The sequence below is a fragment of the Microbacterium sp. PM5 genome (genome assembly GCF_003293595.1).
Lineage (GTDB): Bacteria > Actinomycetota > Actinomycetes > Actinomycetales > Microbacteriaceae > Microbacterium.
This window is the reverse complement of sequence record NZ_CP022162.1, coordinates 1,610,912-1,624,262: the sequence shown is the minus strand read 5'-3', so window position 1 is coordinate 1,624,262 and position 13,351 is coordinate 1,610,912. Positions and strand designations below refer to the sequence as shown.

Below are 13,351 nucleotides of genomic sequence, written 5' to 3'. Positions count from 1 at the left end.
GCGATCGGTGCGTGTCACGCGTCGCCCAGCGCGGCAGCGACGACGGCGCGGGCTTCGGCCTGCACTTCGCGCAGGTGATCCTCGCCGCGCAGCGACTCGGCGTACAGCTTGTAGACGTCCTCCGTGCCGGAGGGGCGTGCGGCGAACCAGGCGTCTGCGGTCTGCACCTTGAGGCCACCGATTGCGGCGCCGTTGCCGGGCGCGTGCGACAGTTTCGCGGTGATCGGCTCGCCGGCGAGCTCGGTCGCGGTGACCGCCTCCGGGGCGAGCTTGGACAGGGCGGACTTCTGCGCCGGCGTCGCCGGGGCGTCCACGCGCTGATAGGCGGAGGCGCCGAACTGGGCCTCCAGCTCGGCATAGCGCTGCGACGGCGTCTTGCCGGTCACCGCGAGGATCTCCGCGGCGAGAAGGCACAGGAGGATGCCGTCCTTGTCGGTCGTCCACACCGAGCCATCGAAACGCAGGAAGGAGGCTCCCGCCGACTCTTCGCCGCCGAACGCGACCGACCCGTCGAGGAGTCCGGGAACGAACCACTTGAACCCGACCGGCACTTCGAGCAGGCGCCGGCCGAGCGCCTCAGCGACACGGTCGATGATCATCGACGAGACGAGGGTCTTGCCGACGGCGGCGTCGGCCGCCCACTGTGGGCGGTGCGCGTACAGGTAGTCGATCGCCACCGCCAGGTAGTGGTTCGGGTTCATCAGCCCGGCATCCGGCGTCACGATGCCGTGGCGGTCGGCGTCGGCGTCGTTGCCCGTGAGGATGTCGTACTCATGGCGTCGCGCCACGAGTGCGGCCATCGCGGACGGCGACGACGGGTCCATGCGGATCTTCTCGTCCCAGTCCAGTGTCATGAAGCGCCACGTCGGGTCGACCTCGGGGTTCACGACGGTGAGATCGAGCCCGTAGCGCTCGCCGATCAGCTGCCAGTACTCGACCGAGGCGCCGCCCAGGGGGTCCGCGCCGATGCGCACGCCCGCCTTCGCGATGGCGGCGACGTCGATGATGCTGCCGAGGTCGGCGACATAGCCTTCACGGAAGTCGTACGAACCGAGGGTGTCGGCGTCGATGTCCTTGAAGGGCGTGCGCCGCACGCCCTCGAGGCCGGCGGCGATGAGGGCATTGGCGCGGTCGGCGATCCAGCCGGTGGCATCGGTGTCGGCCGGGCCGCCGTGGGGCGGGTTGTACTTGAAGCCCCCGTCTCGCGGCGGGTTGTGCGAGGGGGTGACCACGATGCCGTCGGCGCGAGCGGGGTCGTCGTCGGCGAGGTCGCGGTTGTAGGTGAGGATGGCGTGGCTGAGGGCCGGTGTCGGCACCCACGAATCGCGGGAGTCGGTACGGACGTCCACACCGTTGGCGACCAGGACCTCCACCGCCGTCCGCTCTGCCGGAAGCGACAGGCCGTGCGTGTCGCGACCGAGGAAGAGCGGACCGCTGATGCCCTGCGCCGTGCGGTAGTCGACGATCGCCTGGGTGGTCGCGAGGATGTGGTCCTCGTTGAAGCTCGTGCTCAGCGACGAGCCGCGGTGGCCGCTCGTACCGAAGGCGACACGCTGTTCGGCGACGGTGGGATCGGGCTTGAGGTCGTAGTAGGCGGCGATGAGCTCATCGATGTCGACGAGGTCGGAGGCTTCGGCTGGCTGTCCTGCGCGGCTCATGTCCACAGTCTGTCACTGCCGCGGCGCCCCCGCTCACTCCCGGTGCAGGACCGAGGTCGCGGTGCTGTCGGACAGCTTGTTGATGAGCGTCAGCGTCTCGGGCTTGCACCCGTACTTCGCGTCGCTGATCGGCGCGACCGAGATCTGCTGGCTGATGGCCCCGGCGTCCGTGCCCTTGCCGTCGATCGTCGCGACGATCTCCAAGCCCGACGTGTCCTGGGTCTGGCTGCCGATCCCGTTGCCGGTGACCGTGTAGGTGCCCGTGATCGAGCCCTTGAAGTTGATGAGGATGGTCGTTCCCGACACGTTCGCGGTGACCTGCTCGGCCGGGGTCCACTTGTAGGTCCCGTCCTTGCGGAGGATGAGATCCGCGGTGCCCACCGGAGTGAACTTGGCACCCGATCCCGCCATGAGCGAGTTCACGTCGTTGTAGAAGGCCGTGACCTGGTCCTGGCCCATGTGCCACTCGCCGACGAGGCAGGCGAGATCGGCCGTGGGCGACGGCGAGGGCGTCGCTGTCGGAGTGGGCGTCGGCGTCGGGGTTGCGCTCGCAGAACCGGTCGGCGTGGGCTGGGTCACCGGCTTCTCATCGACGGGCGCGCACGCGCTCAAGCCGAGTGCGAGCATGGCGGCGGTGACGACGGCGAGGGAGGAGAATCGGCGGATCACCCCTTCAGCGTAGGCTGTCACCCGTGACTTCCGCGCCTTCGTCGACCGAGGCGTCTGCGGCATCCGTGCCCGCGCGCCGTACCTACAGCTATCTCGGACCGGCCGGAACGTTCACCGAAGCGGCGCTGGCGCAGGTGCCCGAGGCGCGCGACCAGATCTGGCGTCCGGTGCGCAATGTCGCCGAAGCGCTCGCCGACGTGGTCGAAGGCCGGTCGGATGCCGCGATGATCGCGATCGAGAACTCGGTCGACGGCGGTGTGTCCACCGCACAGGATGCGCTGGCCACGATGCCGGGGCTGAGAATCATCGGTGAGTATCTGGTCCGCGTGAACTTCGTGCTCGTCGGCCGCCCGGGAACCCGCCTCGAGGACGTCACCCTCGTGGCTGCGCACCCGGTCGCCTACGCGCAGTGCCTGCGGTGGCTGTCGGCCCATGTGCCCGACCACGCGCACCTGCCGGCGTCGAGCAACGTGGCCTCCGCGGTCGACATGTTGGAGGGGATCAGCGACGCGGATGCCGCGGTGGCGCCGCCCGCGATCCTCGAACACCACGACCTTCAACTGCTCGCCGAGGAGATCGGCGACAACGCCAATGCCGTCACCCGCTTCGTGCTGGTGGGGCGCACCGTCGCGCCGCCTGCGCCGACCGGCGCCGACAAGACCTCGCTGATCGTCGAGCTGCCCGAGGAGTACCCGGGCGCGTTGATGGAGATGCTCGAGCAGTTCGCCACGCGCGGGATCAACCTGTCGCTGCTCGCCTCGCGACCCATCGGCGACGCCCTGGGGCGCTACCGATTCGTCATCGATGCGGACGGGCATATCCAGGACGAGCGCATGGCCGACGCGCTGCTGGGTCTGCGGCGGTTCAGCCCGAAGATGATCTACCTCGGCTCCTATCCGCGCGCCGACCGTGCGATCGTCCACTACCCCGAGCGCTACTCGGACGAGGTGTTCGTCGAGGCCCGCGATTGGCTTCGCGGTCTCATCTCCGGCGCCCCCGAGCTCTGACGCGCGGCGCTCCGGCCTCAGGCCGCGAGGAGTTCCAGCGTCTGGATGCGGCCGGCCGCGGCATCCATAGCCTCCCCGTCGTAGGCTCCCGACACGGGTGAGATCATGACCTCGTCGACGCCGTAGCGATCCGCGAAGGCCGCAATCGCCCCGCGCGCGTCGTCGCCGGTGCCGACGAACCAGCGCCGCCGCAGCGCGTCGAGAAGAGGGCTGGCGAGACGGTCCTCCGCCTCGGACGCGGCGGCCTGCTCGACGGTTTCCAGCGCCGTGAGCGGGCGCCCACCGCGCAGACGTGCCATCATCCGCGCCTGCGGCAGCATGCGCTCCTCGGCCTCGGCGGTGGTGGGGGCGACGACCGCGTTGGCGGTGAGGAAGGTGCGGGGCGCGTCGAGGTGCGCCGAGGGCTGGAACTGGCCGCGATAGAGGTCCAGCGCTCGCTCGAGGCCCTCGCCCGAGAAGTGGTTGGCGAACACGTAGGGCAGCCCGAATGCGGCCGCGAGCTGCGCCGAGTAGTCACTCGATCCGAGCAGCCACACCTCGGGCGCGCCCGTCGCCGCGGGCGTCGCGTGGATGCCGTAGCGGTCGTCGTCGCCGGCGCGGCCCGTGAGGCGCACCGTCGCGCCGTCGGGCGACATCAGCGCGCTGATGTCGCGGACGTGCTCGGGGAAGCGGTCGACGTCGCTGGAGGTGCCGCTCATGCGCAGCAGCTGGGTGATGACCGGGTCGCTTCCCGGTGCTCGCCCGAGGCCCAGGTCGACGCGGCCGGGCGCGATGGCCTCGAGCGCGGCGAACTGCTCCGCGACGACGAGCGGCGCGTGGTTCGGCAGCATCACGCCGCCGGAGCCGACGCGGATGCGCGAAGTGCGTGCGGCGGTGGCAGCGATCAGTACCGGCGGCGTCGTCGACGCGACGGCCGGCATGTTGTGGTGCTCTGCGAACCAGTAACGGCGATAGCCCAGGTCGTCGGCGCGCTGCGCCAGCGCGAGCGAGGCGGCGACGGCCTGGCTGCTGGTCTGGCCGGAACGGACGGGAACGAGGTCGAGAACGGAGAGTGCGGGAGACATCGACAGCGACAACCCCGCGCGCGCCTCTCGCATTCCGCCGCCGAATCTCAGCCGGCGTTCTTCACGACCTCGTAGGCCGCCAGGGCCGCGTCGCGCGATGCCTTCAGGTCGACGATGGGGTCCCTGTCCTCGGCATCCGGCGCCCACTCGCGGACGTACCGCCCGTCGCCATCGAATTTCTTCGCCTGCAGCTCCGGGTTGAAGATGCGGAAGTAGGGGGCCGCGTCGGCGCCGGAGCCGGCGACCCACTGCCAGTTGAACGGGTTGCTGGCGGCATCCGCATCGACGAGGGTGTCCCAGAACCACTCCTCGCCGCGTCGCCAGTCGATGAGGAGGTTCTTGATGAGGAAGGATGCCGTCACCATCCGCACTCGGTTGTGCATGAAGCCCGACGCCCAGAGCTCGCGCATGCCGGCATCCACCAGGGGAACCCCGGTCTCGCCGCGCTGCCACGCGCGCAGCATCGATGGCCTCAGTCGGGGCCAGGGGAACGCGTCGTACGCGGGCTTGAGGTTCGTGGTCGCCAGATCCGGCGCGTGGAAGAGGGTGTGCCAGGCGAACTCGCGCCAGCCGACCTCGGAGAGGAAGCCGGCTACGCGGGCGCCCGATTCGACGGCCGCGTGCCACACCTGGAATGGGCTCAGCTCTCCCCACCGCAGCCGTGGCGACAGCATCGAGGTCGNGCCCCCGGCGGGCTCGTCGCGGGCGCGGTCGTAGTCGGCGACATCCTCGGCGAGGAACTCCCGCAGGCGGTGGCGTGCGGCGAGTTCGCCGGGAGTCCAGCGCTCGCGCAGCCCGCCCGCCCAGTCCGGTCTCGTCGGCAGCAGCCCCCAGTCGTCGAGGTCGTCGGATGCCGGGTACGTCGACGCCCCGCGCAGCTCGCGCGGCTCCGCGAGCGGCTCGCGCGGAGCGGGAAGCTGCTGACACGCTTTCCAGAACGGCGTGAACACCCCGTAGGGCGTCCCCGCGCCGGTGCGGACGGTCCACGGTTCGAACAGCAACGATGCCGCGAACGAGCTGACCTCGAGGCCGTCGGCTCGCAGTGACGTCTTGAGGCCCGCGTCCACCTCGCGTTCGGGCGCGCTGTACCGCCGGTTCCAGAACACCGCGCCGGCGCCGACCTCGCGGGCGAGTGAAGGGATGACCTCGGATGCGGCGCCGCGGCGCAGGACGAGGCGGGTGCCCTTCTCGCGCAGGCGATCGCCGAGCGCGGTGAGGGAGTGATGCAGCCACCACCGGGCGGCGCCGCCGAGGGGGCGCATACCCGGCGACTCCTCGTCGAGCACATACACCGCGATCACGGGCTCGCCGCGGTCGACGCCCGCACGCAGCGCGGGGTTGTCCGCGAGGCGGAGGTCGTCGCGGAACCAGACGAGACTCGGGGATGCCGGCATGGCTCCATCGTGCCGGGTGCGTCGGGCTGCGGCGAGCCCTTGCGTATGCGGTGGCGATGGCGGTACGTGGCGGGAATCTTTGTGAGTACAGTTGTGCTCACAAACATGGAGAGGCGGGTCGCATGATCGTCATACTGATCGTGGCGTGCGAGGTCGGGTTCTGGGTAGCCGTGCTCGCCGGCCTCCTCGCGCGCTACCCGCTGCGGCGACCGCGGCTGGGGGCAGCGCTGCTGATCGCGGCTCCGGCGATCGACGTTGTGCTGTTGATCCTCGTGGCCGTCGACTTGCTCCGTGGAGGGGCTGCCTCGTGGCAGCACGGGCTGGCCGCGATCTACATCGGCTTCTCGGTCGCCTTCGGCCATCAGGTCATCTCGTGGGCCGACGTGCGCTTCGCGCACCGTTTCGCCTCCGGGCCTCCGCCCGTCAGGCTCTCGGGTACCGCATACACGATCGCGTGTTGGAAGGACGTGTTGCGCACCATCGTCATGGTGGTGATCGCGGGCGGTGTCACGTGGGGGCTGATCGCGCTCGCCCGCGACGGCAACGGGGCTGACGAACTGCTGGTCAACGTTCGGATCCTCGGGATCATCCTCGCCGCCGACGTGATCTGGGCTGTGAGCTACACCATCTGGCCCCGACGCGCGTCGTCAGCGCCGCCCGTCGGGGCACACTAGCTCTCATGCCCCGGCTCATCGACCAAGACGCTCGCACGCAAGACATCGCCGCGGCCTCGCTGCGCGTGCTCGAGCGCGACGGCCTCGCGGGACTGTCGGTGCGCGGCGTGGCAGACGAGGCGGGCATCGCCGTCGCGTCGCTGCGGCGCACCTTTCCCACGCAGCATGCGCTGCGCGAGCACTGTCTGCTGCTCATCGATCGGCGGGTGTCCGCGCGCATCGCCGGGCTTCTCGGGCACTCCGCGGGACGTCGGCTCGCTGAGGAGATCCTGGAACAGCTGTTGCCTCTCGATCATGACCGGCGGGTGGAGCTGCTCGCCCAGATCCAGCTCGGCGTGCTCGCTCTCACCGATGCGCGGCTGCGCGACTCGGTCCTGCGCCTCAACGGCGGGGTCGCCGCGGCGTGTCGCGCGTGCATCGAGCTTCTGCGAGAGGCGGACGACCTCGGCGTCGGGCGCGACCCGAACCTGGAGGCCCAGCGGCTGCACGCCCTGCTGGATGGCGCCGCCCTGCACGCGGTGTGGGGCGGGGAGGATGACGCGGAGGCGGCGCGCCGCCTGGTCGTCGCGCACCTCGACGACATTGCCCGCCGTCCCCGCTAGAGCGCGGGGGAGGTGTGCCCGGCGGGCACGGCGAGCTGGAGCGCGCCGGCGTGGATGCGGACGTCGACGGCCGTGGCCTCGCCGAACTCGTCCCCGTCGAGCTGCACCGGCGTGGCGACGCCGGCGGCGATCTGGATGCCGGTGCCGCGCGCGTACCGGATGGAGTTGTCGCGCGTGCGCAGTCGCAGAATCCGCCGGCCGGCGCGGAACCGGCGCAGCACACTGTTGTCCCACGCGACGCGGCGCCACACCGCGAGCCAGCCGAAGGCCGTCTTGGGTTGGAAGATCGCGATGTCGAGCTGCCCGTCGGCGACCGACGCCTCGGGGATCAGCTCCAGACCGGCCGGCAGCGAGCCGCAGTTGGCGAAGAGCACGCTCTGCACGTGTGCGCGGTGCATCCGGTGGCCGGCGACCTGGTACATGATGCCGAAGGGTTTGGCCTTCACGAGCGAGCGGGCGGCGCCGTCGACGTAGGCGACCCACCCGACCTTCTTCTTCAGATCGCCGCTGGTGTTGGCGATCATGGCGGCATCCAGACCCATGCCGCCCATCACGACGAACGCACGCTCCTCCCGCTGTCCGTCGGGGCGCACCAGCTCCGCGAACCCCACATCGATCGCGTGGACATCGCCCGCGAAGGTCGCCGCGATCATGGCGTCGGGATCGGAAAGGGGAAGCTGGAGGTTGCGGGCGAGCAGATTGCCGGTGCCGCTCGGCACGATCGTCAGCGGCACCTCCACGCCCGCCATGGCCTCGCTGACCGCGCGGACCGTGCCGTCGCCGCCCGCGACGAGCACCGCATCGGCTCCGGCCGCGATAGCCTCGCGCGCCAGACCGTCGCCGAGTTCGTCGACGGTCGTCTCGTAGAAGAGCGGCTCGGCCCACCCTGCGTCGGCGGAGTGACGGGTCACCGCATCGCGCAGCTGATCGACCTCGACCTTGATCGGGTTGTAGACCAGCGCCGCGCGGCGAGGCGAACCGTCGTCGGCGGGGGCGGCAGCGTCAGCAGGGGCCATGCCGCCCAACATACCCGTCTCTCGGCGGATGCCGCCGTGGCACCCGATCGCGCTCAGTAGACTCTGTCGGGTGATCGATCTCGCCCTTCTCCGCGACAATCCGGACCTCGTCAAGCGCTCGCAGGAGGCGCGCGGCGAGTCGGCCGACACCGTCGACGCCGCGATCGAAGCCGACCGCGCCCGGCGCGCGGCGATCACCGCGTTCGAAGAGCTGCGCGCCGCGCAGAACGCCCACGGCAAGACCGTGGCCTCGGCGCCGAAGGAGGACAAGCCCGCGCTCGTCGCGCAGGCCAAGGAGCTGAGCGATCGCGTCAAGGCCGCCCAGCAGGCGGTCACAGCGGCCGAGGAGGCCGCCGACGCGGCCCTCGCCCGCATCGAGAACATCGTCATCGACGGGGTCCCCGCCGGCGGCGAGGAGAACTTCGTCACCGTCCGTACGCACGGCGAACCGGCATCTTTCGACTTCGAGCCCCTCGACCACCTCGCCCTCGGTGAGAAGCTCGGCGCGATCGACATGGAGCGCGGCACCAAGGTCTCCGGCAGCCGCTTCTACTTCCTCACCGGCATCGGCGCCCGCCTCGAGTACGCCCTCATGTCCCTCGCGCTCCAGCGGGCGTTGGATGCCGGGTTCATCCCGATGATTCCGCCGACGCTCGTGCGTCCCGAGGTCATGCGCGGTACCGGCTTCCTCGGTCAGCACGCCGACGAGGTCTACAAGCTCGAGGCCGACGACCTCTACCTCGTCGGCACGAGCGAGGTCCCCCTTGCGGGCTACCACATGGGCGAGATCCTCGACCTGACCGCCGGCCCGAAGCGCTACGCCGGCTGGTCCACCTGCTACCGGCGCGAAGCCGGTTCGTACGGCAAGGACACCCGCGGCATCATCCGGGTGCACCAGTTCAACAAGCTCGAAATGTTCGTCTACACGACCCCGGAGGATGCCGAGGCGGAGCACCTGCGCCTCGTCGGGCTCCAGGAGCAGATGCTGCAGGACCTCGGCCTGAGCTATCGCGTGATCGACGTGGCCGCGGGAGACCTCGGCTCCAGCGCCGCGCGCAAATACGACGTCGAAGCCTGGGTGCCCACGCAGGGCTCGTACCGCGAGCTCACCTCGACGAGCAACTGCACCACTTACCAGGCGCGCCGCCTCGACGTGCGCTACCGGCCGAGCGTCGACGGCGTGGCGAGCAAGACCGCTCCGGTCGCGACGCTGAACGGCACCCTCGCGACCACCCGATGGATCGTGGCGCTGCTGGAGACGCACCAGCGCGCCGACGGGTCGGTGGTGATCCCCGAGGTGCTGCGGCCCTACCTCGGCGGCCTCGAGGTGGCGGAGCCGATCGCATGAGCGGCCCGCGCGCCGAAGACCGTCTGCCGCCCACGGGTGCGATCGAGGTCGTCGACGCGCCGAAGGCCGCGCACCTCGTCGACGATCTGGCGACGGATGCCGAGAACCCCGCCGTCGCGACGGAGCGCCTGCTCATCGCGCTCGACGTCGACGGCACGGTGCTGCTGGAGGACGAGACCCTCAGCCCGGGTGTCGTGGAGGCCGTCGCGCACGCCCATCGCGCCGGACACGAGGTGATGCTCGCCACGGGCCGCAGCTGGGAGGGCACCCGCGGCATCCAGCACGTGCTCGAGCTCGCCCCGGAGTACGCGGTCTGCTCCAACGGCGCCGTCATCATGAAGCGCGTCGGGGGCGACTTCGCGGAAGAAGGCCGCTACGAGCGCTTCCACGTCGAGACGTTCGACCCCTCGGAGGTCGTCGACCTCTTGCGCGCGCACCTGCCGCACGCGAAGTACATGGTGGAACTCGCCGACGGCGAGCGGCTCTACACCGAGCGGCTCGACGACTGGAACCTGGCGCACGCGCGCCGAGTCGACTTCGCCGAGCTCGTCGCGCAGCCCGTCTGCCGCGTCGTCGTGGTCGCACCCGACGAGACCGACGAGGACTTCCTGGCCCTCGTCGAACGCATCGGCCTCACCAAGGTCTCGTACGCCGTGGGCTGGTCGGCGTGGCTCGACATCGCGCCGCAGGGCGTCGACAAGTCGACCGCCCTGGAGCGCGTGCGCACCTGGCTCGGCGTGGAGAGCGAGCGCGTGCTCGTGATGGGCGACGGTCGCAACGACCTCGGCATGTTCCGCTGGGCCCTCGATCACGGCGGCCGTGCCATCGCGATGGGACAGGGGCCCGACGAGGTGCGCCGTGAAGCGGGAGAGGTCACGGCTTCGGTGCACGCCGGCGGCGTCGCCGACATCCTGCGCGAACTCTGACGTCTTTTCAGCCGCCGCCCAGGACGACGCGCGATGATGGGCATCGTGCGTCGACTAGACTCGTCGCCTGTCTGAGGGATGCTGCGGCATCCATCGGGAGGGTTGTCCGAGCGGCCGATGGACCCGGTCTTGAAAACCGGTGGGCAGAGATGTCCCGTGGGTTCGAATCCCACACCCTCCGCAGAAGCGGTCGTGCCCGCTGTCGAAAGGTCCCCCGTGAGTCCACGCCCCGAGCGCCCTCGTCGGCAGCCCGTCGCCCGCCACGGCATCCTGAAGTCTCCGCACCCGCTTTCGCAGGTGCTCGCGATCCTCGCGGCGATCGTCGCGGTCGCCGTGGTGAGCACGACGGCCGTGGGCGCGTTCTATGTGTGGGATGCCGCGCGTGCCGTTCAGGCCGCCGGTGTCTCGATCGGCGGCGATGACGAAGCGCTTCCGCCCACGCTCGGCGAGATCGAGGGCGGCGCCAACATCCTCGTCGTCGGCACCGACTCCTGCGAGGGGCCCAACGCCGCCCTCTCCGGTGCTTGCCAGGCCGGCGACACCGACGGCGAGCGCAACGACGTCACGATGCTCGTGCACATCTCCGATCAGCCGCGTCGCGTCACGGTCGTTTCCTTCCCGCGCGACATGATCGTGCCGATCCCTTCGTGCACGGGTCCGGACGGCACGCAGTACTCGGCCATGAGCGGTCAGATGCTCAACGCGTCGTACATGTACGGCGGCCTGTCGTGCACCGTGGCGACCATCGAGAAGCTGACCGGCATCGACATCCAGTTCGCCGCCGCGACGCGATGGACGGGTGTCATCGCCATGTCCGACGCCATCGGGGGCGTCGACGTCTGTGTCGCCGACGACATCAGCGACAGCCACACCGGGCTCAACTTGACCAAGGGCGAGCACACGCTGATGGGCGTCGAAGCCCTGCAGTTCCTCCGCATCCGTCACGGCATCGGCGACGGTTCGGACCTCGGCCGCATCTCGAACCAGCAGCAGTTCCTGAGCTCTCTGGTGCGCAAGCTGCAGTCCGAGGGTGTGCTGGGCAACCCGGCGACCCTCTTCAACCTCGCCAACACCGCGATCTCGCAGGTGACCGCCGACCCGCCACAGGTCGTGCTGAGCTCGACCCTCGCGAACCCGCAGCGGATGGTGCAGATCGCGATGGCGGTGCGCAGCGTGCCGTACCAGGACATCGTCTTCGTGCAGTACCCCACGGTGTATGCGACCGGCGGTTCCCGTGTCGACCCCGTCACCTCGGCGGCCAAGGTGCTCTTCGACGCGCTCGCCAACAACCAGCCGATCCAGCTGACCGGGTCGACCAGCGACGGCTACGGCACCGAGGTCGTCGGTGAGGCGACGCCGTCGCCCGCCGACCCGGGCGCCACGCCCAGCCCGACGGCCACCGGCGACGCCGGCGCGACGGCTGCGGCACCCACGCCCACGCAGGAGGCCGTGCAGCTGCCGTCGTCGATCACCGGGCAGACCGCGGCCCAGGTGACCTGCACCGTCGCCCAGCGCTGATCGTGCCATCGACCGGATGCGGCGGCATCCGGTTCGGCAGCACGCTCCGAAACCGTTATGCTTGCGGGGTGCGTTCGCGCGGTTTCGACCGGCAGCGCCTGGAGACGTCGCATAGTCAGGCCTAGTGCACCACCCTGCTAAGGTGGAGTCCCCTTACGGGGACCGAGGGTTCAAATCCCTCCGTCTCCGCCGAAAATCCCTGTTCAGCCCGTCATTTTCAAAGCGTTCTGTGCAGAATTTGGCGATTTCGCATTCCGTTTGTGACAAGTCGCCCCTGAGGTTGCCCCCAATCCTGCAAGGTGGTGCACTCCTAGCGTTGTGCTGGCGCCGCTCATGAGGCGCTCCCCGCGCCGTCCTTCCTAGCGAAGATGCCTGTCAACCCCAGTAGGGTGGTGCACCTCCCGGCCTGTGGCGCCCTGAGGCCGCGCGGATCGGCCCCGATCAGCGCGCCTGCGCGCGAGCCTGTCATACGAACGATGGCGACTGCGTCAGCGGGTAAGACGATGGTGCCTTGTCGCCGAACGGGTGAGGACCCGCTCTCGGGCGGCCCGCCGCAGATGGCGAAGTCTGGTAATGCCGCCAGGTAGTGGACTGGAATCGACAGAATGGGCGGCGTGCCCACAGACGATGAGGGGAAGTTCCAGACTGGAGCCACCAACCTCGACGAGGTCTGGACGTTTGAGGGCGAGGAAGCTGCGCTGCAAGTTCTGCTCGTCGGGAAGCGCCGCGACCCAGCGATTCAGGGAGCTCGCGCCGAAGCGCTCGGACGCACGCTGAACGGCGTGAACTGGAAGATCGACGCCATGGACTCGAACTTGGACGAGTTCCGCACGGCGAGCGAGAAGCCGCTTCGCCTCAACGCCAAGGAGGCGAAGCTGCTCGCCGATTATCAGCGCGACCAGTCAGAAACGCTGAGCGGTACCATCGCTCATACGAACGCCCCTTGGCGGGCGAGAGCCCCGCGGCAATCTCCGCAGTGCGCCGGCGAGCCCAACAGGAAGCGCGCCCCTGCGACCGTTGCTTCACCGAGTTCGGGGCCGACAGCTCGTGTATGTGTACATGAATGCTGTGGGTCAGCGCTCCAGTCGCTAGCCAGCCGGTACGGTGTGGCAGTCAGCCACCGACTACCGAGACACGCGGTTCGGTTGCGGGACGTTCTATCGGGAACAGCCATGTGACGCGGCGAAGCCGAGCCGCTATCAAGGGTGATCCGTGTCGGGCGATATCCGCCTTCTCCGCCGAGACTGACAGTATCGACCACCGAGGACAGAAGGAACGTCCGCGATTAAGGTTCCGACCCTCGTCGTCAAACCTCCTCGAGCCGTGGCCTCTTCGCAGCGGTCCTGACGGTGGCGCCGCAACCTGTCGCACGCGGTCGACCGGCGGCCGCCCCGCTCGTCTCCGTCCCGAAATGAACGGTCTGCCGCGCCGGCCAGCGATGCACTCCGGGGTCGCCGCGGGTCGATATCGTCGTG

At 69.9% G+C, this 13,351-nt stretch carries 12 protein-coding genes and 2 tRNA genes; 9 read left to right on the top strand and 5 right to left on the bottom strand.

Annotation, left to right across the window (positions count from 1 at the left end):
- Nucleotides 1-14: 14 nt before the first annotated feature.
- Together pgm and CEP17_RS07965 are read right to left on the bottom strand one after the other, a co-directional pair.
- Nucleotides 15-1,658, bottom strand: coding sequence for a phosphoglucomutase (alpha-D-glucose-1,6-bisphosphate-dependent) (gene pgm, locus CEP17_RS07970; RefSeq protein ID WP_112931872.1), 1,644 nt, complete (start codon nucleotides 1,656-1,658; stop codon nucleotides 15-17).
- Nucleotides 1,659-1,691: 33 nt separating this feature from the next.
- On the bottom strand, nucleotides 1,692-2,327 hold the full coding sequence (locus CEP17_RS07965) for a hypothetical protein (RefSeq protein WP_239498640.1): 636 nt from the start codon (nucleotides 2,325-2,327) through the stop codon (nucleotides 1,692-1,694).
- Between the two features lie 23 nt (nucleotides 2,328-2,350).
- Here CEP17_RS07965 and pheA point away from each other — a divergent pair, with 23 nt between their 5' ends.
- A complete protein-coding gene (pheA, locus tag CEP17_RS07960) occupies nucleotides 2,351-3,334 on the top strand; it encodes a prephenate dehydratase (protein ID WP_112931871.1) in 984 nt (327 codons plus the stop codon).
- 17 nt (nucleotides 3,335-3,351) lie between these two features.
- On the opposite strand, the gene CEP17_RS07955 is transcribed toward pheA, so the two are convergent.
- Together CEP17_RS07955 and CEP17_RS07950 are read right to left on the bottom strand one after the other, a co-directional pair.
- Nucleotides 3,352-4,431 (bottom strand): LLM class flavin-dependent oxidoreductase, encoded by a 1,080-nt coding sequence (locus tag CEP17_RS07955; RefSeq protein ID WP_112931870.1) that lies wholly within the window; start codon nucleotides 4,429-4,431, stop codon nucleotides 3,352-3,354.
- A gap of 14 nt (nucleotides 4,432-4,445) precedes the next feature.
- Nucleotides 4,446-5,792, bottom strand: a complete 1,347-nt coding sequence (locus CEP17_RS07950; RefSeq protein ID WP_112931869.1) for a deoxyribodipyrimidine photo-lyase — start codon at nucleotides 5,790-5,792, stop codon at nucleotides 4,446-4,448.
- A gap of 122 nt (nucleotides 5,793-5,914) precedes the next feature.
- On the opposite strand from CEP17_RS07950, the gene CEP17_RS07945 reads away from it, so the two are divergent.
- Together CEP17_RS07945 and CEP17_RS07940 are read left to right on the top strand one after the other, a co-directional pair.
- On the top strand, nucleotides 5,915-6,466 hold the full coding sequence (locus CEP17_RS07945) for a hypothetical protein (protein WP_112931868.1): 552 nt from the start codon (nucleotides 5,915-5,917) through the stop codon (nucleotides 6,464-6,466).
- A 5-nt stretch (nucleotides 6,467-6,471) separates the two neighbouring features.
- On the top strand, nucleotides 6,472-7,068 hold the full coding sequence (locus tag CEP17_RS07940; RefSeq protein ID WP_036317665.1) for a TetR family transcriptional regulator C-terminal domain-containing protein: 597 nt from the start codon (nucleotides 6,472-6,474) through the stop codon (nucleotides 7,066-7,068).
- Here the strand turns inward: CEP17_RS07940 and CEP17_RS07935 are convergent.
- A complete protein-coding gene (locus CEP17_RS07935) occupies nucleotides 7,065-8,084 on the bottom strand; it encodes a diacylglycerol kinase family protein (protein WP_112932902.1) in 1,020 nt (339 codons plus the stop codon). The two genes, CEP17_RS07940 and CEP17_RS07935, sit on opposite strands and share 4 nt — an antisense overlap.
- A 70-nt stretch (nucleotides 8,085-8,154) precedes the next feature.
- On the opposite strand from CEP17_RS07935, the gene serS reads away from it, so the two are divergent.
- The 6 genes from serS to CEP17_RS15115 all read left to right on the top strand — a co-directional run bounded on the left by serS (nucleotide 8,155) and on the right by CEP17_RS15115 (nucleotide 13,054).
- Nucleotides 8,155-9,432: a serine--tRNA ligase gene (serS, locus tag CEP17_RS07930; RefSeq protein WP_112931867.1), complete on the top strand. Its 1,278-nt coding sequence runs from the start codon at nucleotides 8,155-8,157 to the stop codon at nucleotides 9,430-9,432.
- Nucleotides 9,429-10,358, top strand: a complete 930-nt coding sequence (locus CEP17_RS07925; protein ID WP_036288963.1) for an HAD-IIB family hydrolase — start codon at nucleotides 9,429-9,431, stop codon at nucleotides 10,356-10,358. The genes serS and CEP17_RS07925 overlap by 4 nt, the downstream gene beginning before the upstream one ends.
- A gap of 96 nt (nucleotides 10,359-10,454) precedes the next feature.
- Nucleotides 10,455-10,539 (top strand) — tRNA-Ser (locus tag CEP17_RS07920).
- 35 nt (nucleotides 10,540-10,574) lie between these two features.
- A complete protein-coding gene (locus CEP17_RS07915) occupies nucleotides 10,575-11,876 on the top strand; it encodes an LCP family protein (protein WP_112931866.1) in 1,302 nt (433 codons plus the stop codon).
- A gap of 100 nt (nucleotides 11,877-11,976) precedes the next feature.
- Nucleotides 11,977-12,065 (top strand) — tRNA-Ser (locus tag CEP17_RS07910).
- A gap of 425 nt (nucleotides 12,066-12,490) precedes the next feature.
- Nucleotides 12,491-13,054, top strand: a complete 564-nt coding sequence (locus CEP17_RS15115; RefSeq protein ID WP_162722421.1) for a hypothetical protein — start codon at nucleotides 12,491-12,493, stop codon at nucleotides 13,052-13,054.
- Nucleotides 13,055-13,351: the final 297 nt, after the last annotated feature.

Excerpts from the sequence above, each read along its gene's own strand:
- pgm (WP_112931872.1), bottom strand. The coding sequence starts at position 1,658 with ATGAGCCGCGCAGGACAGCCAGCCGAAGCCTCCGACCTCGTCGACATC.
- CEP17_RS07955 (WP_112931870.1), bottom strand. The coding sequence starts at position 4,431 with ATGCGAGAGGCGCGCGCGGGGTTGTCGCTGTCGATGTCTCCCGCACTC.
- CEP17_RS07945 (WP_112931868.1), top strand. The coding sequence starts at position 5,915 with ATGATCGTCATACTGATCGTGGCGTGCGAGGTCGGGTTCTGGGTAGCC.
- CEP17_RS07940 (WP_036317665.1), top strand. The coding sequence starts at position 6,472 with ATGCCCCGGCTCATCGACCAAGACGCTCGCACGCAAGACATCGCCGCG.
- CEP17_RS07935 (WP_112932902.1), bottom strand. The coding sequence starts at position 8,084 with ATGGCCCCTGCTGACGCTGCCGCCCCCGCCGACGACGGTTCGCCTCGC.
- CEP17_RS07925 (WP_036288963.1), top strand. The coding sequence starts at position 9,429 with ATGAGCGGCCCGCGCGCCGAAGACCGTCTGCCGCCCACGGGTGCGATC.